Raw genomic sequence first — 16,526 nt, 5'->3', positions numbered from 1 at the left:
CCTTCCACCCTTCCCCAACCGGAGGTCACCCGTCCCCTACCGGCGGCCGAAGTGGATCGTAAGCACGCCGGTGGGGCCGGATGCGGCAGGTGGCAAGGCGGTGTTCCGGAAGCAACTCTTATGGCCGGGACCAGCCCCCCGTTCGACGGTGTCCCACCCCGGTCGGGCCCGCCGGGGGTGCGGCCGGGCCCGACTGGGCCTATACGGTCCTACACGGGCCTGTTCGGGCCTATACGGCGTGCAGCGCGAGCGTCGGGGACAGCCGCGCCGCCCGTACGGCCGGATAGAGGCCGGCGACGGTGCCGATCACCAGCGTCGCGCCGAACCCGCCGCCGACCGCCCACGGCGGCACCACCCAGGGGATCCCGCCCGAGGCCGCGAAGGCGTAGGTGGCCGCCGCGCCCAGCACGATCCCGGCCAGGCCGCCGAGGCCCGACAGCAGGAGCGACTCGGTGACGAACTGGAGGCGGATCTGGCCGCGGGTGGCGCCCATGGAGCGGCGCAGGCCGATCTCGTGACGGCGTTCCAGCACCGAGATGATCATGGTGTTGGCGACGCCGACACCACCGACGAGCAGCGCCACCCCGCCCAGCCCGAGCAGCAGATCGGTGAACGCGCCCTCGGTCGCCGCCTTCGCCTGGAGCGCCGAGGACGGGTCGGTGACCTGGACGTTCCGCGGATTCTCCGGATCGACGGTGCCCGGGATCAGGTCGCGTACGTCCTGGACGGTGGCGTCGGTGGAGCGTTCGTAGAGCGCGGTGGGGTGGCCGTCGAAGGCGAGCAGCTCGCGTGCGGCCGGCCAGCCGACCAGGGCGGCGCGCTCGATCTCGGGGGCGAGCGGGAGCGGGGCGAGGACACCGATGACGGTGAAGTAGCGGCCGCCGATGGCGACCTGTTGGCCGACGGAGACCCCGAGGCGCCGGGCGGAGACATGGCCGAGGACGACGGAGGGGTAGCGGGCGTTGGCGGCGTTGAGCCAGGTGCCGGAGGCCATCGAGCCGCGCAGCGTGCGCAGCAGCCCCTCGCTCGCGGCCTTGAGGGTGATGCCGCCGGTCTCCTCGGGCGGGATCTTCGCGCTGCGGCGGACCGACTGGCCCAGGTCGCCGGTGGCGCCCACCTGCTGGACCCCGTCGATGCGGCCCACCATCCCCGGCGAGCGCTCCGGCAGCTGCACCTTCTCCCCGAACATGCCCTGGCCGGGCGTCGCGACCAGCATGTTCGTGCCCAATGCGTCCAGTTTGCGCAGCAGTTGGGCCTTGCTGGAGGCGGAGATGCCGACCACCGCGATCATGGTGGCGATGCCGATGGCGATACCGAGGGCGGACAGGACGACCCGCAGGGGACGGGTGCGCAGGCCGGCGGAGCCGACGTGCAGGACGTCGCGGGGGCGGAGCGGGGCGGGGGTGAGCCGGGTGCGCCTCATCGCGGCACGCTCCGGACGTCGTCGACGATCCGGCCGTCGCGGATCCGGACCTGCCGGGGCAGCTGTGCGGCGATCTCGCTGTCGTGGGTGATGACGGCGATGGTGGCGCCCTCCTTGTTGAGGTCGTGCAGCAGGGCCATGACCGCCGCGCCGGAGGCGGAGTCCAGCGCGCCGGTGGGCTCGTCGGCCAGGAGGAGGTCGGGTTCGCCGACCACGGCCCGGGCGATGGCGACACGCTGCTTCTGGCCGCCGGACAGCTCGTGCGGGCGGTGGCCCATCCGGTCGGCGAGCCCCACCCGGTCCAGCGCCCGCGCCGCCCGGCGGCGCCGTTCGGCGCGCGGCAGGCCGGAGTAGAGCAGGCCCTCGGCGACGTTGTCCCGGGCGCTGATGCCGGGCACCAGGTGGAAGGACTGGAAGACAAAGCCGATGTGCTGGGCGCGGAGCGCGGAGAGCTTGCGGTCGCTGAGGGTGGCGATGTCATGGCCGGCGAGGGTGACCGCGCCGGCCGTGGGGCGATCCAGGGTGCCGACGATGTGCAGCAGGGTGGACTTGCCGGAGCCGGACGGGCCGACGATGGCGAGCAGTTCGGCGCGCGCCACCGTCAGGTCCACGCCGCGGAGGGCGGCGACCCCGCCGGGGTATTCCTTGGTGACGCCGGACAGTTCGACGACCGGTTCGGCGGTCCGGTCCGGGCCGCCGAAGTCGAGGCCGATGGCGGTGGCGGTCATGCCTTCGGCACCCCGACCTTCGTACCCGGCTTCAGGCCGCCGCCGGTGACCTCGACCCGGCCCTGCGCGAACATGCCCAGCTTCACCCGTACCTCGCGCGCCCGGCCGCCCTCGACGACCTGTACGCCGAAGCCGCCGCCGGGCAGCGCCAGCAGCGCGCCGACCGGCACCGTCAGGACGTTCTTCCGGACCTCGCCGACGACGTCGACGGTGACCGGTGACCGGTCGAAGGCGCTGACCTTGTCGCCGGGAGTGCCTCCCCGGCCGTTGCCGCCCTGGGGGTCCGCGAAGCCGATCCGGGCGGTGATCTTGGGCGTCTTGTTCTGCGGGTCGGTGCCCTCCTCGGTGACGGACCGGTCCACGGAGGTGACCTTGCCCTCGGCGGTGTCGCCGCCGGGCAGATTCACCGTCACCTCGGTGCCGGGCTTCGCCAGGTCCGCCTGGGAGACATCGAGCTTGATCAGCACCTCGCGCGCGGATCCGGTCGTGGTCAGCACCGGGCGGCCGGGCGCGGCCGGATCGCCGACCGCCGCGTCCTTGCGGTTGATGCGCACCGCGCCCGGCTGGAAGGAGATCTGGTCCGGGCCGGTGGTGCCCGTCCGCTTGAGGCCGTGCGCCTTCTGCCAGCGCTTGACGGCGTCGGTGGTGCCGGGCGTGAACTCGTCGTCCACGGCCAGCCCGTACCCGTATCCGAGGTCGCGCAGATTCGCCTTCAACTGGCGTACGTCCGCGCCCTCGTCGCCCTCCTTCAGCGGCCGGTACATCGGCTTGTCGCCGTACATCAGGCGGATCTTGTGGCCGTCGACCTCGTAGAGGGCGCCGTCCTGCCGCACCGTGGAGCCGGTGGCCGGCAGCCAGGTCAGGGTGCCGCTCGCGCCGCCGTTGACCTTGCGTTCCTTGGCGTAGCCGAGGGTTCCGTCGACCTGGGTGCTGCTGCTGAGGTCCTCGCGCCGGACGGTGTCGGTGGCCGGCGGCAGGTTGCCCCGGCCCGCGCCGCGCTGCTGCCCCGCTTCCGGCCGTGCGGTGACGGTGCCGACCGCCGCGCCGCCGGCCAGCAGGACGGCCACGACAAGGGCGGACAGCAGGTACTTCTTACGGCGGCCACGACCGGGCCCGGGGTGCGCGAGGTCCCCTCCCGCTTCCGCCTCAGCCGGCATTCCGGCCTCCGCACGCCTGGTTGGCCTTCTCGAACGTCTTCTCCTGACCCTTGGGAATGCGCTGCGCCTGCTGCATTCCGCTGCCGTCGAACTTCGGGTCGGGCATGTTGAAGCCGTGCTCGCGCATGCACCGGGCGAACTTCAGCATCTTGTCCTTGTCGGCCTGGCCGGGGCCGTTCGCACCGGCGCCGGGGCCGCCTTCCTGGCATGCCTTGAACGCCTTCTTCATCTTCCCGGGGTCGGCGTTGCCGCCGATGGAGATGGCGCGCGGGTCCTGGCCCGGCTTGGGCTCGTCGACCTTGATGCCGTGGTCGCGCAGGCACTGGCGGTGCTTGTACGCGGCGTCCGCCTCCTTGCCCTTGCCGCCGGCATCGGAGCCGCCGCCCTTGGAGCCCCCCTCGTCCCCGCCGGAGCAGGCCGTGGCGAAGAGCGCCAGACCGGCCATCAACGACGCCGCCACGATGGGTGTCGTGCGCCGCGCCCCGCCCTGCGTGCCGCGCTGCCTCATGGCTTTCCTCCGTGTCTCGTGCTGAATACCGCAAACGGATACGACCGGTCGGGGTGATGGTTCGCCGTCACCGGCCGACATCATCGGCCGACACCGCCGGCCGGCCCGACCGAACGCCGCAGAGGCTGACACGGGGCCGCATTTCGTTTCCCTAACCGATTCCCGGAACGCGGCGGCCGGGCGTTTACATCGGCGAAAGGTGCACCTCAGGTACACATGAGCCCATGCGCGTGCTGGTGGTGGAGGACGAGGAGTTCCTCGCGGAAATGATTGCCGAGGGCCTGCGCCGCGACGCGATCGCGGCCGATGTCGCCCACGACGGCCGGGAAGCGCTGGGCAAGCTGCGGCTCGGGGCGTACGACGTGCTCGTACTGGACCGCGATCTGCCCGGCCTGCACGGCGACGAGGTCTGCCGGCGCGTGGTGGCGCAGGGGCTGCTGACCCGGGTGCTGATGCTGACCGCGTCCGGCACGGTACGCGACCGGGTCGACGGCCTGGGGCTGGGCGCCGACGACTACCTGACCAAACCGTTCGCGTACGAGGAGCTGCTCGCCCGGGTCCTGGCGCTCGGCCGGCGCGTCCGGCCCGCCCTGCCGCCGGTCATCGAACGGGCCGGGGTCAGCGTCGACACCGCGCGGCGCCTCGCCCTCCGCGACGGCCGCCCGCTGCCGCTGTCCCGTAAGGAATTCGCGGTGCTGGAGGTGCTGCTGCGCGCCGACGGCGCGGTGGTCAGCGGCGATGACCTGATCGAGGAGGTCTGGGAGGAGCACACCAGCTACCGCACCAACGCCGTACGCGTCACCCTCAGCAAACTGCGCGCCAAGCTGGGCAACCCGCCGGTGATCGAGACCGTGCCGGGGGCCGGCTACCGGTTGAGCGGTGGACACGGGACGGGCAGCCACAGATGAGGGGCGCCTGGCTTCCCCGCAGCGAACGCGTCCGGCTCACCGCGCTCTACGGCGGGCTGCTGGTGCTGGCCGGCGCGATGCTCGTCGGCCTGGTCTACCTCCTCGTACGGCAGGGCCTGTACTCGAGCCTGAGCACCGCCGTCACCACCGCGACCCCCCGCAGCCCCGCCCCGATGGTGACGCGCTCCCCCACCCCCGCGCACACCTCGGCGCCCGCCTCGCTCCGCCCCGGCTACCCCGTCGACCTCGCCGACGGAGGGCTCTACCGCGTCACCAAGCACATCACCGACGCCGCCGAACAGGCCACGCTCAGCCGACTGCTGACCGTCTCTCTGGTCGCGCTGCTGGCCTTCGCCATCATCTCGGTGGTCCTGGCGTGGTGGATGGCGGGACGGGTGCTGCACCCGGTCTCCGTGATCACCCGCACGGCCCGCCGGCTGTCCGCCGCCAACCTCCATGAACGCATCGCGCTGGACGCCCCGCCCGGGGAGCTCAAGCACCTCGCCGACACCTTCGACGGCATGCTGGACCGCATCGAGCATCTGGTCTCCGCACAGCAGCGGTTCGCCGCCAACGCCGCGCATGAGCTGCGCACCCCGCTCGCGGTGCAGCGCGCCGCCGCCGAGATCGGCCTGGCCGACCCGGACCCGGCCAACGTACGGCGCATCCGCGGCAAGCTGATGGAGGTCGCCGAGGACAGCGAGCAGCTGATCGAGGGTCTGCTGCTGCTCTCCGTCTCCGACCAGGGGCTACAGCGCCGCGAACCGGTCGCGTTCGGCGATCTCGCGGAGACGGTGGCCGCGGAGTACGCCGACGACGCCTGGCGGCGCGGGCTGACCCTCGCCACCGACATCCGCCCCCTCACCGTCGACGGCGATCCCGTCCTGCTCAGCCATCTCGTACGCAATCTCGTCGCCAACGCCATACGCCACAACCACGCCGACGGCCGGATCACCCTCAGCGTCGACGGCCGGGCGCTGAAGATCACCAACACCGGCCCGGTCGTCCCCGCGGAGTCCGTCCCGTACCTCTTCGAGCCGTTCCGCCGCCTCGAGGCGCGCCGGCACGCTCCCGGTGAGGGCGCGGGCCTGGGCCTGTCCATCGTCGCCTCCATCGCCCGCGCCCACTCCGCGGAGGCCACCGCCCACCCGAATCCGGGCGGGGGGCTGACGGTGCGGGTGGCCTTTCCGGCGCGGCTGGCCGAGTGAGGACGCACGGCCGGGCCGGGGGGCCGGGCCCCGATTGCTCGCATGACGCGACCTCGGCGCCCGGGCGGGATTCAATGGCTCAATGATCCGGTTCGACTCGGTCACCAAGCGGTACCCGGACGGCACCACCGCCGTCGACGACCTCTCCTTCGAGGTCGCCGAGGGAGAACTGGTGACCCTCGTCGGCCCGTCCGGCTGCGGCAAGACGACGACCATGATGATGGTCAACCGGCTCATCGACCCGACCCACGGGACGATCCATGTCGACGGCTCGGACATCTCCGGCGTCGACCCGGTGCAGCTCCGCCGCCGCATCGGCTATGTCATCCAGCAGACGGGCCTCTTCCCGCACCGCACCGTCCTCGACAACACCGCGACCGTGCCGTTCCTGACCGGCTGGAAGCGGGCCAGGGCGCGCGAGCGGGCCGCCGAACTCCTCGACATGGTCGGCCTGGACCCCGCGGTCTACGGCCCGCGCTACCCCGACCAGCTCTCCGGCGGCCAGCGCCAGCGCGTCGGCGTGGCCCGCGCGCTCGCCGCCGATCCGCCCGTACTGCTGATGGACGAGCCGTTCGGCGCCGTCGACCCGGTCGTCCGCGACCGGCTCCAGAAGGAGTTCCTGCGCCTCCAGGCCACCATGCACAAAACGGTGCTGCTGGTCACCCACGACATCGAGGAGGCCATCCGCCTCGGCGACCGGATCGCGGTCTACGGCGAGGGCCGCATCGAGCAGTACGACACCCCCGCCGGCGTCCTCGGCGCCCCGGCCTCCCCCTACGTCGCCGAATTCGTCGGCACCGACCGGGCGTTGAAGCAGCTTTCGGTCACCGGCATCGACCGCGACGACCTGGAGCGCCCGCCGTTCGCCCGCCTCGGCGAACCGGCCGCGGAGGCGGCCACCCGGCTGCGCGCCGAGGGCGCCCGCTGGGCGGTGGTCCTCGACGAGGACGGCGAACTGCACGGCTGGGTGGGCACGGAAGACATGGCGGCGGCGACCGGCCGGGTCTCCGACCATGCCCGCCGCATGGAGGCCTGGGTGCCGGTGGCCGGCAACCTCAAAGCGGCCTTCAGCGAGATGCTCAAGCACGACGCGGGCTGGATCGCGGTCCTGGACGGCCACCGCTTCCTCGGCGTCCTCACCCCGACCACGCTCCACGAGGCGCTGCGCCGCACCATCGACTCCGACGAGCGGGGGGTGCCGAGGGAGCGGGCCGAGGTGGATTCGGTGCCTACGGAGTGAGAGCGGCGGTGTTTCACGGGAAGCGGGGCGATGTTTCACGTGAAACGCCCACGGACGGCCGTTTCACGTGAAACATCCAGGGCGCCCGAGCCCGGGCCCGGGAGAAACGGCTCAGCTCCCGGACTTCTTCGGCAACAGCCCTTTGGACACGAGGTAGTGGTGCGCCACATCCGCCGGCAGCCGCCGCCAGCTGTCCACCTGCTCGTTGAGGCGCGCCAGATCGGCGGTGGTCAGCACCGTGTTGAGACGGTTGAGCGCGGCGGCGGCCCGCGCACTGCCCGCGCGGGCGCGGTTGACCACGGGGATGATGTTGTCGGCGTTCTGCAGCTTCTTGTCGTCGGTGAGGAGCACCAGCCCGAACTGAGCGAGGGTGGCATCGGTGCTGGTGGTGAGCACCATCTGGTCCCGGCCGTTCTGGACGGCCTGCTTGGCGGGGGTGGTGCCGACGCCTTTCGGGTCGACGGCGGTGATGTTGATGCCGTACGTCTTGCGCAGCCCCGGCGCACAGAACGGCCGCTGGACGCACTCGTCGCCCGCCGCCAGCCGCACCGGCAGCTTGGCGCGGCCCAGGTCACTGAGGGTGGTGAGGTGGTGTTTGGCGGCGTAGGAGGCGCTCACCGCGAAGGCGTTCTGGTCGACGGCCCGGCCGGGCGGCAACGCGGTCAGGCCTCGCGGCGCGGTCAGTTTGCGCAGTGCGGCCATCGTCGTGTCGAGATCGGGCGAGGCGACGGGGGCGGCCTTGGGCCCGTGGTCCTTGGCGTTGAGCCAGTCGGCGAGGGTGGCCGCGTACTCCGGGACGACATCGATCTGGCCGTTCTCCAGCGCCGGTTCGTACAGCTCGCGGTTGCCGACGGTGAGGATGTCGGTGCGGTATCCGGCGTGGCCGAGCAGCGCCGCGTACATCTGGGCGAGCAACTCGCTCTCGGTGAAGCCGGCCGAGCCGATGGAGAGCTGCCGGCTGTCGCCGGGCGGGGCGGTGATCGCGCTGCGCTTCTCGAGGGAGGGCCCGCTGGTGCAGCCAGTGAGGACATAAGCCGCAAGGACGCAAGCCGCGAGGACCGCTACGGCGGCGCGGGCGCCCCTCACCGGCTCCGCCCCCGCGCCCACGACGGCGCCCACCACCGCTGCCCCAGCTCGAACGCGGCCTCCATCAGCAGCGCGAACACCGCGACGATCACCGCCCCGGCGACCACCTGCGGGGTGCTGGCGAGGTTGAAGCCCGCGGTGATGATCCGGCCCAGCCCGCCGCCGCCCACCAGCGCGGCGAGGGTGGCGGTGGCCACCAGCTGCACGGCGGCGATCCGGACGCCGGTCAGGATCAGCGGAAACGCCAACGGCACCTCGACCCGCCAGACCAGCTGTGTCCCGGTCATCCCCATGCCCCGCGCGGCCCGCACCACGTTCTGGTCCACCTCGCGCATCCCGACGTACGCATTGGTCAGCAGCGGCGGAATGGCGAACAGTACGAGGGCGATGATCGTGGGCCACTGCCCGTACCGCCCGATGGGCGTCAGCAGGAGCAGCACCAGTACGGCGAAGGTCGGCACCGCGCGGCCGACGTTGGCGAGGTTGACGGCCAGCGCGCCGCCGCGCCCCAGGTGGCCGAGCGTCAGCGCGATGGGCAGCGCGATCAGGGTGCTGATGGCCAGGCAGACGAACGTCAGGACGAGGTGTTGCTCAAGGCGGTGCCAGACGCCGTTCTCGCCGGACCAGTTGGCGGCGGTGGTCAGCCAGGTCCAGACCGCGGGGAGGGTGTTCACGGCCGCCGCCCGGACGCGGCGAGCGGCCGTCCGACGCCCGCGCCGCCTGCCGCACGGGCGCGCGGGCGCGACTTCCGGCCGGCCCGTCGCCAGGGCGTGAGCAGTCGCTCCGCCCCGAGGAGCAGCAGGTCGAAGGCCACGGCGATGATCACGCACAGCACCGATGCCGTGAGCACCTGCGCCTTGAAGAACGAGTTCATCCCGGCGTAGATGAGATTGCCCAGCCCGCCGTACCCGACGATGGCGCCGACGGTGGTGAGCGCGACCGCCGAGACGGTGGCGATCCGCAGCCCGGCCATCGCCGCGGGCAGCGCCAGCGGCAGCTCCACGGTCAGCAGTTGCCGCATCGGGCCGTACCCCATGCCGCGCGCGGCCTCCTTGGCCTCGGCCGGGACGCCGTCCAGTCCCGCCAGGATGTTCCGGACGAGCAGGGTGAGCGAGTAGAGGGCGAGGCCGACCACGACGAGCGTGGCGGACAGCCCGTAGACCGGCAGCAGCAGAGAGAACATCGCCAGCGAGGGGATCGTATAGATGACCGTGGTGATGCCGAGCACCGGCCCGAGCGTCCAGCGCCGGCGCCGGGCCAGCAACGCCAGCGGGACCGCGATCAGCAGCCCGAGCGCCACCGAGATCACCGTCAGCTGGATGTGCTGGACGACCGCGTCGAACAGGATCCACCGACGGGTGCTCAGGTAGTCGCCGCAGATCCAGTCGTTGTGCGCCAGGCAGTCGTCGGGCGCGTCGAGCGGCGGTGCGGTCACGGTACGAGTCCATCCCTGCGGGGGCGGGGTGTCGCGCCCACCGCGTCCGATCGGGTCCCCCTGCACGCGATGTAGACACCCCACGTATACACGTCGTGAATACACGCTGTGTATAGTTCCCCAAGTCCGTTCGACCGCAGTACGGCGCGGCGGGTCACACCCCGTCGCGTCGCGCTGCGTCCTGCCCAAATCGCAGGTCATGGCCGTAAAGAGGGGCTCGGTCACGGATGCCCGTCCACCGTCCGCGTCCGAAAGAGACCCGCATGCCGAAGCAGAAGTCCGCGGCCCGCAGCACGTCCATAGCCGGGCTGCTGACGGCCACGACCCTGGTCCTGGCCCTCAGCGGCTGTGCCACCTACGACGTCACCGCCCCGGCCGACGCCCGCGCCGACGCGACAGCCTCCGCGGACGCGGACGCCAAGAACGGGGACGGCAAGAACGGGGACGGCACCAAGCGCACGCACGCCTCCGACGTCGACTGCGACAAGGCCAAGTGCGTGGCCCTCACCTTCGACGCGGGCCCCAGCGAGAACACCAACCGCCTCCTCGACATCCTCAAGAAGGAGAAGGTGCACGCGACCTTCTTCATGCTCGGCAAGAACCACGTCGCCGAACGCCCCGCCGAGGTCAAGCGGATCGACGCCGAGGGCCATGAGCTGGCCAACCACACCTGGTCCCACAAGATCCTCACCGACATCAAGCCGGCCGAGGCGAAGCGGGAGCTCTCCCGCGTCCAGGACGCCGTCAAGAAGATCACCGGCAAGACGCCCCGGCTGATGCGCCCGCCGCAGGGCCGGACCGACGAGGACGTCTCCCGGATCAGCAAGGAACTCGGCCTGGCGCAGGTCCTGTGGAGCGTGACCGCCAAGGACTACCAGACCAACGACTCCGCACTGATCACCAAGCGGGTGCTGGACCAGACCGAACGCGACGGCATCATCCTGCTGCACGACATCTACAAGGGCACCGTCCCGGCCGTCCCCGGCATCATCGAGCAGCTGAAGAAGCGCGGCTACACGATCGTCACGGTCTCCCAGCTGCTCTCACCGGCCAAGCCGGAGCCCGGCATGGTCTACCGCCCGTAAAACGACGGCACCGCACGGCACAGCACCGCACCGTGCGACACCACAACGGCATACGAAAGGGGGCGCCGGACGAATCCGGCGCCCCCTTCGCTCACTCCCGGCTCAGCCCCGCGACTGCTCCGCCTCCACGCGCTTGCGCTCGGCCGCTCCGGGCGGCGCGGTCGGCGCGTTCGACGGCGCCGTGCCCTTCCCCGGGCCCGGGGCCGGCGACGGACCCGTCCCCGGCCTGGGCCGCGGCTTGGCCGCCTCGGTGTCCTGGGGGAACGTCAGCTGCTGGCTCTGCCACTCCAGGGCCGGAACCACCTCGCGCCGCCAGGTGGCGAACTGATGGCTGCCGCGCGGCAGGATGATGGAGTCGACCGTCATCGGCGGCTTGGCGGCCTGGAGGAACTTCATGGTGTCCCCGTAATCGGGCTCGCCCTTACGGCTGCTCGCCACCAGCGCGGAGATCTGCGGCGCGGGCAGATGCTTCAGCCGCCACAGCAGATCGTGCTCCCGCTCGCGCTTCGCGCCCGCGATACCGGTGCCGAAGAGGCTGCCGGTGGTCAGGTCATCCTTGATCGCGTAGTCGCCGGAGAGCGAGACCGCCGAGGTGTAGACGTTCGGATTGCGCATCGCCAGCTGGAGCGAGCACGTGCCGCCGGACGAGTACCCGAACGCACCCCAGGCACTGGGGTCGTGCCCCACCCGGTACGCGGACTTCATCGCGTCCGGCAGGTCCTTGGTGAAGAACGTCTCGGCCTGCGGCCCGCCCGGAACGTCCACGCACTCGGTGTCCCGCGGCGGCGCGATCGTCGGCCGGACCATCACGATCACGGTCGGCTGCATCTTGCCCTGGGCGATCAGCCGGCCCGCGTTCTGCGGCACCTGGAGATGCTGGGCGAGGTTCATGATGCCGCCGGGGTAACCGCTGATGACGACCATGACGGGGAACCGCTGGCGGCGGAACTGCTGCTGGAAGTACTGCGGCGGCAGATAGACGAAGCCCGGGTTGATGGCCCGGGTGCGGCGGCCGATGATCCGTACGGACTCGACCTTGCCCACCTTGTCGGCGGGGCCCTTGGGGAGACCGGTCACCCGATCGAGACCCTGGGGACCGGCCGGTTGGACCAGTCCGCCCTTGATGTTGCCGATCGAGGCGTACTTGCCGCCGTTCTGGCTCACGGACACCGGGGCCTGCTCGTTGTTGCCCAGCAGCTCGTCCCAGCTGCCGTAGAACTCAAAGCTCGAATTCACGGCGAGAGCGAGCGCGCAGACGATCGACAGCTGGGTGGCCGCAATGGCGCCGAGCCTGCCCAGCACCGGCCGGACGCCGCTCCGCGACAGCCGAGGCCAGAGCCACACCGTGGCAGCCACACAGGCCAAGGCCAGCACGATCACCGTGATTTCGAGCGACTGACTGGTCAGCCCCATGCGCCCACATCTCCCGTCACCCTCGGAAGGGTTATTGCCTACGTACCGGCCGCCTAGAGGCACAACGGGCGGCTCAGGACAATGGTCACCGCAGAAGACGGGCGCACCTGCGAATCGGATACCTGAACGACTTAGTTCTTACCTATCTCTTGCTCATTCGTTTCCGGGGCGTGATGTGGGGGCAAGGGCGCGGCGGTTGTACGGGCCCGGACCGGGCGCCCCTCCCCCCCGTGGAAGGGCGCCCGGGTCTCCTGTGCGGGCGGAGCTCAGACCCCGATATCCCGCCCGTCCTTGCGCCACACGCTCACCACGGACGGCCGGACCAACGCCCCCGGCCCGTCCGGCCACTGCGACGCGGGCTTCTCCACGCTCGCCCCGTCCACCTCACCGGGATGCTGCACGGCCACCAGCACCCGCCGCTCCTGCACCAGCGGTCCACAGGTCTCGGCGCCCGTGGGCACCGTCAGGAACTGCTTCACCTCGCCGCGCCGGGGCCCCGCCGTGGCCACGCCGAACAGCCCGTCATGGCTGCCGAGCGCGTTGCCGTCCGTAGAAATCCACAGATTCCCGTACGCATCGAACGTGATGTTGTCCGGACACGAAATCGGGCTGACCTGGTCCTTGGGGAACCCGCCGAAATACGTGGCCGGATCCGCGGGATCGCCACAGACCAGGAACAGCCGCCAGTGGAAATGCCGGGCCGCGGCGTCGCCCCCGCGCTCGCTCAGCTCCACGATCTGCCCGTGCTTGTTGCCGTTGCGCGGATTGACCTCATCCGCCGCGGCCTTCCCCGCCTTCCCCCGGTCGCTGTTGTTGGTCAGCGCGATATAGACCCGCCCGGTACGCGGACTGGGCTCGACGTCCTCCGGCCGGTCCATCTTCGTCGCGCCCACCTTGTCGGCGGCCATGCGCGTGAAGACGTACACCTCTTCCGCGCTCATTCCGGGAACGAATGACGTATCGCCGCTCGCCAACGGAATCCATTCGCCCGCCCCGTCGAACTCCCCGTCCGCCGGCAGCTTCCCGGAGCCGTCGATCTCGCCCGCGGCGCTGTCGCCGGTGAACTTGGCGACATACAGCGTCCCCTCGTCCAGCAATGTCCGGTTGTGTTCCCGCACGGAGCGGTCATTACCCCGCCGCATCCTCTTCGAGGAGACAAACTTGTAGAAATAGTCGAACTTCTCGTCATCGCCCATATAGAGGACGGGCCGGCCGTCGTCCGTCAGCCGCGGCTCGGCCGCCTCGTGCTTGAACCGACCCAATGCGGTCAACTTCCGCGGCGTGGCCTCCGGATCGTAGGGATCGATTTCCACGACCCAGCCGAACCTGTTCACCTCGTTCGGCTCGCGCGCCACGTCGAACCGCTCGTCGAACCGCTCCCACTTCCGCTGGCTGGCGGCGCCGGTAATCCCGTACCGCTTGAGCCGCGCGGCGACCACCGGATCGGTGACGGAACCCCCATTGGCGAAATACTGGTTGAAATTCTCCTCGCCCGACAGCACGGTGCCCCACGGCGTAATGCCGCCACCGCAGTTGTTGAACGTCCCGAGAATGCGGGTGCCTTCGGGATCGGCCGCGGTCTTCAGCAGCTCGCTCCCCGCCGCCGGTCCGGTGATCTCGAACGGCGTCGTGCCGGTGATCCGCCGATTGAGGCGGTGCCGGGTGACCGCCGTCAGCCGGCCGCTCCGCTCTTCCTCCTGCGTGACGAGTACGGAGATTCCGTGCGCCGCCCAGCCGATCTCCGCCTGCTCCCGCGTCGGATTCTCCGCGTCGTACCCGGCGAACATCAACTGCTCATCCGTGTACTCATGGTTGATCACCAGCAACTGCCGATTGCGCTCGCCCGGCAGGTCCAGTACCGCCATGTAGTCGTTGTTGTAACCGAACTGCCCGGCCTGGGCTTTTGCCGACTGCCGATCCGGATGAAAGGCCGGCGCACCCCGCAGAATCGGGTCGCCCCATCGAATGACGACATTCTGCGCATGCCCCTCGGACACGACAACGGAATCAGCGGTATTCGGCGCAACCGCCGCAAACCGCAGCCCCCGCGCCGCCTTCCCGCCGTCATGACCGTGCCCCTTGGACGCGGCCACGGCTTCCTGCCCGGCCCCCACACTTCCCGCTACGGTTCCGACCGCTCCCGCAACCGTCACCACGGCGGCCGCCCGGACCACCGAACGCCGCGACAGCGCACCGGCGATGACATCCCCGACATATTCGTTGTCGCTCACATTGGGTGTGTCATGAAAGCACGCATCGCCACAGCGATACCGGCATGTCATCGCCGAACGCCCACCCGGATGAGAGCCGATCAACGGCAGGAACTTGCGCACGCTTCCCCCTGAGAACGACGAAGAACGGCGAAGAACGCCGAACAATTTGGCAACGCCTTGGATTCGGCGTGACGCTATGGGTCGCAGTCCGCCGGAGCGCGACGCAAACATGAACTCCCGATGAATCCCGGGCCGATACGATTCCGCGTGAGGCCGTACGAACGGTCAAGACCTGCCGTACGCAGGGTCAATGACCTGCCAAGCCCTGCACACCCCCAGATCGCCCGCCACACAAGGCGCGGGGTCCCACGGTGAGGCCGGTCCAGGCCGCTACCCTTACGTATCCGTCCTGGTCAGGGACATGTCCGGGCTTCACGGACATTCGCCGCACCCACCACATGCTAGAGAGGTTCGCCGATGGGCATTCGGAGTCTGCTGCGCAACGCTTTCGGCCGCTCCAAGGCGGCCCGCGAAGAATCCCACGCGGCACCGAACGGCGCCGATACGACACCGGAATCGGCAACCATCCCGGAGGCCCGCGAGGAATCCACTCCGGCCGCCGCCCCCACCCCGGAACCCGAGGTCCCGGCCGCCCGGACGGCGCCCAACGACTCCCCGGCCCCGACGACGGCCACCCTCCCCGCACAGGGCAGCCCGGTGGACGCCGAAGCGGAGGCTAAGCCTTCGGTACGGGAGAAGACCGCGCGGGACGAGGCACCCGAGCCGGCCGAGGCAGCCAAGCCCGCCGACGCCGCCGTAACGGAGCCCGCCGAGGAGCCCAAGGCGGCGGAGACGGCCGCAGCGGACACGACGGCCGCTCCCGAAGGCATCTCCGCCCTCGTCAGCCGGGCTTTCGACGCCCCGAAGCCGGACACCGAGCCGGAGGCGAAGACCGAGCCGGAGCTGGAGACCGAGCCGGAGACCGAGGCCGAGGCCGTGGCAGAGCCGGAGACCGCGCCGGAGGCCGTCACAGCGCCCGAGACCGCGCCGGAGGCCGTTCCCGAGCCCGAGGTCGAGGTCGAGGTCGCGGCCGAAACCAAGCCGGAGCCGCAGCCCGAGCCCGAGCCGGAGCCGGCCCCCGCCCCGGAGCCGAAGGCCGAGGCGCCCACCGACCCGCAGACCGACGAAGAGCCCGAGGCAGCGCCCGCGGAACAGCTCCAGGAAGAGACCAAGGACGAGCCCAAGGCAGAGGCCAAGGAAGAAACCGAGAAGGAGGCCGAGAAGGACACCGCGCAGCCCTCCCTCTCCCTCACCAAGGTCGAGACCACCGCCCCCGCCCTCGTCTCCCTCTACAAGTCCGCATCCGCCACCCTGGCGAAGCACAACCTCGCCACCCAGCGCGCCGCCGTCTACCTGGTCCTCGACCGTTCCGGCTCGATGCGTAACTACTACAAGGACGGCACGGTCCAGAACCTCGCCGAGCAGGCCCTCGGCCTCTCCGCCAACCTGGACGACGACGGCATCGTCCCGGTCGTCTTCTTCTCCACCGACATCGACGGCACCGCGGACCTCGACCTCACCAACTACGAGGGCCGCATCGAGGAGTTGCACGCCGGTCTCGGCCACATGGGCCGTACGAACTACCACTGGGCGATCAACGCCGTGGTCGAGCACTACAAGAAGTCCGGCAGCACCGCCCCCGCGTTCGTCATCTTCCAGACCGACGGCGCCCCGACCTCCAAGCCGGCCGCCGAGAAGGCCCTGTGCGAGGCGGCGGAACTCCCCATCTTCTGGCAGTTCGTCGGCTTCGGCGACCCGGAGGCCAAGGGCTTCGACTTCCTCCGCAAGCTCGACGACCTGGCCGTCCCGGAGAAGCGCGTCGTCGACAACGCCGGCTTCTTCCACGCCGGCCGCGACCCCCGCGCCCTCTCCGCCGACGAGCTCTACCAGCAGCTGATGGTCGAATTCCCCGAGTGGCTCATCGAGGCCCGCACGGCCGGCGTCCTCAAGGACAACTGACCCACACCCCGCACCACCGGACCGCTCACCCTTACCGGCTGCGGCCGGGCCTCACCGGGCCCGGCCGCAGCCGTCGTCGTGTGCGCGGGTCCCTGAGGCAGGG

General features: G+C 70.9%; 14 protein-coding genes. 5 read left to right on the top strand and 9 right to left on the bottom strand.

Annotated elements, in window-relative coordinates; all coding sequences use genetic code 11:
- Positions 1-229: 229 nt before the first annotated feature.
- From ACIRPT_RS22300 to ACIRPT_RS22285, 4 genes are read right to left on the bottom strand one after another with little or no spacing between them, the layout of a single operon-like run.
- Positions 230-1,423, bottom strand: a complete 1,194-nt coding sequence (locus ACIRPT_RS22300; protein WP_403500071.1) for an ABC transporter permease — start codon at positions 1,421-1,423, stop codon at positions 230-232.
- Positions 1,420-2,151 carry an ABC transporter ATP-binding protein gene (locus tag ACIRPT_RS22295; protein WP_403829640.1) on the bottom strand — a complete coding sequence of 244 codons (732 nt, stop codon included), beginning with the start codon at positions 2,149-2,151 and terminating at the stop codon, positions 1,420-1,422. Before ACIRPT_RS22295 ends, ACIRPT_RS22300 begins: the two co-directional genes overlap by 4 nt.
- On the bottom strand, positions 2,148-3,308 hold the full coding sequence (locus ACIRPT_RS22290; RefSeq protein ID WP_403829638.1) for a peptidoglycan-binding protein: 1,161 nt from the start codon (positions 3,306-3,308) through the stop codon (positions 2,148-2,150). The genes ACIRPT_RS22295 and ACIRPT_RS22290 overlap by 4 nt, the downstream gene beginning before the upstream one ends.
- Entirely contained in the window at positions 3,298-3,816 is a 519-nt protein-coding gene (locus ACIRPT_RS22285) for a hypothetical protein (protein ID WP_403829636.1), read from the bottom strand. The genes ACIRPT_RS22290 and ACIRPT_RS22285 overlap by 11 nt, the downstream gene beginning before the upstream one ends.
- Before the next feature lie 224 nt (positions 3,817-4,040).
- On the opposite strand from ACIRPT_RS22285, the gene ACIRPT_RS22280 reads away from it, so the two are divergent.
- From ACIRPT_RS22280 to ACIRPT_RS22270, 3 genes are all read left to right on the top strand, one after another.
- Complete coding sequence (locus tag ACIRPT_RS22280; protein ID WP_403500059.1) at positions 4,041-4,724, top strand: response regulator transcription factor; 684 nt, start codon at positions 4,041-4,043, stop codon at positions 4,722-4,724.
- The gene (locus tag ACIRPT_RS22275; protein ID WP_403829633.1) at positions 4,721-5,932 is read left to right on the top strand and encodes a sensor histidine kinase; all 1,212 of its coding nucleotides are present in this window, start codon (positions 4,721-4,723) and stop codon (positions 5,930-5,932) included. Before ACIRPT_RS22280 ends, ACIRPT_RS22275 begins: the two co-directional genes overlap by 4 nt.
- A gap of 82 nt (positions 5,933-6,014) precedes the next feature.
- A complete protein-coding gene (locus ACIRPT_RS22270) occupies positions 6,015-7,172 on the top strand; it encodes a betaine/proline/choline family ABC transporter ATP-binding protein (protein ID WP_403829630.1) in 1,158 nt (385 codons plus the stop codon).
- 111 nt (positions 7,173-7,283) lie between these two features.
- Here ACIRPT_RS22270 and ACIRPT_RS22265 read toward each other — a convergent pair whose 3' ends face one another.
- The 3 genes from ACIRPT_RS22265 to ACIRPT_RS22255 are packed head-to-tail and all read right to left on the bottom strand — an operon-like array spanning position 7,284 to position 9,693.
- Positions 7,284-8,291: an ABC transporter substrate-binding protein gene (locus ACIRPT_RS22265; RefSeq protein ID WP_403829627.1), complete on the bottom strand. Its 1,008-nt coding sequence runs from the start codon at positions 8,289-8,291 to the stop codon at positions 7,284-7,286.
- Entirely contained in the window at positions 8,255-8,932 is a 678-nt protein-coding gene (locus ACIRPT_RS22260) for an ABC transporter permease (protein WP_403829625.1), read from the bottom strand. The genes ACIRPT_RS22265 and ACIRPT_RS22260 overlap by 37 nt, the downstream gene beginning before the upstream one ends.
- Complete coding sequence (locus ACIRPT_RS22255) at positions 8,929-9,693, bottom strand: ABC transporter permease (RefSeq protein ID WP_403829623.1); 765 nt, start codon at positions 9,691-9,693, stop codon at positions 8,929-8,931. The genes ACIRPT_RS22260 and ACIRPT_RS22255 overlap by 4 nt, the downstream gene beginning before the upstream one ends.
- 263 nt (positions 9,694-9,956) lie before the next feature.
- Here ACIRPT_RS22255 and ACIRPT_RS22250 point away from each other — a divergent pair, with 263 nt between their 5' ends.
- Complete coding sequence (locus ACIRPT_RS22250; protein ID WP_403829620.1) at positions 9,957-10,778, top strand: polysaccharide deacetylase family protein; 822 nt, start codon at positions 9,957-9,959, stop codon at positions 10,776-10,778.
- Positions 10,779-10,880: 102 nt separating this feature from the next.
- Here the strand turns inward: ACIRPT_RS22250 and ACIRPT_RS22245 are convergent, their stop codons facing one another.
- Together ACIRPT_RS22245 and ACIRPT_RS22240 are read right to left on the bottom strand one after the other, a co-directional pair.
- The gene (locus tag ACIRPT_RS22245) at positions 10,881-12,191 is read right to left on the bottom strand and encodes an alpha/beta hydrolase (protein ID WP_403829617.1); all 1,311 of its coding nucleotides are present in this window, start codon (positions 12,189-12,191) and stop codon (positions 10,881-10,883) included.
- Between the two features lie 266 nt (positions 12,192-12,457).
- Positions 12,458-14,524: a PhoX family protein gene (locus ACIRPT_RS22240; RefSeq protein ID WP_403829615.1), complete on the bottom strand. Its 2,067-nt coding sequence runs from the start codon at positions 14,522-14,524 to the stop codon at positions 12,458-12,460.
- 357 nt (positions 14,525-14,881) lie between these two features.
- Here ACIRPT_RS22240 and ACIRPT_RS22235 point away from each other — a divergent pair, with 357 nt between their 5' ends.
- Positions 14,882-16,423 carry a VWA domain-containing protein gene (locus ACIRPT_RS22235; RefSeq protein ID WP_403829613.1) on the top strand — a complete coding sequence of 514 codons (1,542 nt, stop codon included), beginning with the start codon at positions 14,882-14,884 and terminating at the stop codon, positions 16,421-16,423.
- Positions 16,424-16,526: the final 103 nt, after the last annotated feature.

The sequence above is a fragment of the Streptomyces sp. NPDC101227 genome, assembly GCF_044767545.1.
GTDB lineage: Bacteria > Actinomycetota > Actinomycetes > Streptomycetales > Streptomycetaceae > Streptomyces.
This window is presented reverse-complemented; position numbering and strand designations above follow the sequence as displayed.

Excerpts from the sequence above, each read along its gene's own strand:
- ACIRPT_RS22300 (WP_403500071.1), bottom strand. The coding sequence starts at position 1,423 with ATGAGGCGCACCCGGCTCACCCCCGCCCCGCTCCGCCCCCGCGACGTC.
- ACIRPT_RS22295 (WP_403829640.1), bottom strand. The coding sequence starts at position 2,151 with ATGACCGCCACCGCCATCGGCCTCGACTTCGGCGGCCCGGACCGGACC.
- ACIRPT_RS22290 (WP_403829638.1), bottom strand. The coding sequence starts at position 3,308 with ATGCCGGCTGAGGCGGAAGCGGGAGGGGACCTCGCGCACCCCGGGCCC.
- ACIRPT_RS22285 (WP_403829636.1), bottom strand. The coding sequence starts at position 3,816 with ATGAGGCAGCGCGGCACGCAGGGCGGGGCGCGGCGCACGACACCCATC.
- ACIRPT_RS22280 (WP_403500059.1), top strand. The coding sequence starts at position 4,041 with ATGCGCGTGCTGGTGGTGGAGGACGAGGAGTTCCTCGCGGAAATGATT.
- ACIRPT_RS22275 (WP_403829633.1), top strand. The coding sequence starts at position 4,721 with ATGAGGGGCGCCTGGCTTCCCCGCAGCGAACGCGTCCGGCTCACCGCG.
- ACIRPT_RS22270 (WP_403829630.1), top strand. The coding sequence starts at position 6,015 with ATGATCCGGTTCGACTCGGTCACCAAGCGGTACCCGGACGGCACCACC.
- ACIRPT_RS22250 (WP_403829620.1), top strand. The coding sequence starts at position 9,957 with ATGCCGAAGCAGAAGTCCGCGGCCCGCAGCACGTCCATAGCCGGGCTG.
- ACIRPT_RS22245 (WP_403829617.1), bottom strand. The coding sequence starts at position 12,191 with ATGGGGCTGACCAGTCAGTCGCTCGAAATCACGGTGATCGTGCTGGCC.
- ACIRPT_RS22235 (WP_403829613.1), top strand. The coding sequence starts at position 14,882 with ATGGGCATTCGGAGTCTGCTGCGCAACGCTTTCGGCCGCTCCAAGGCG.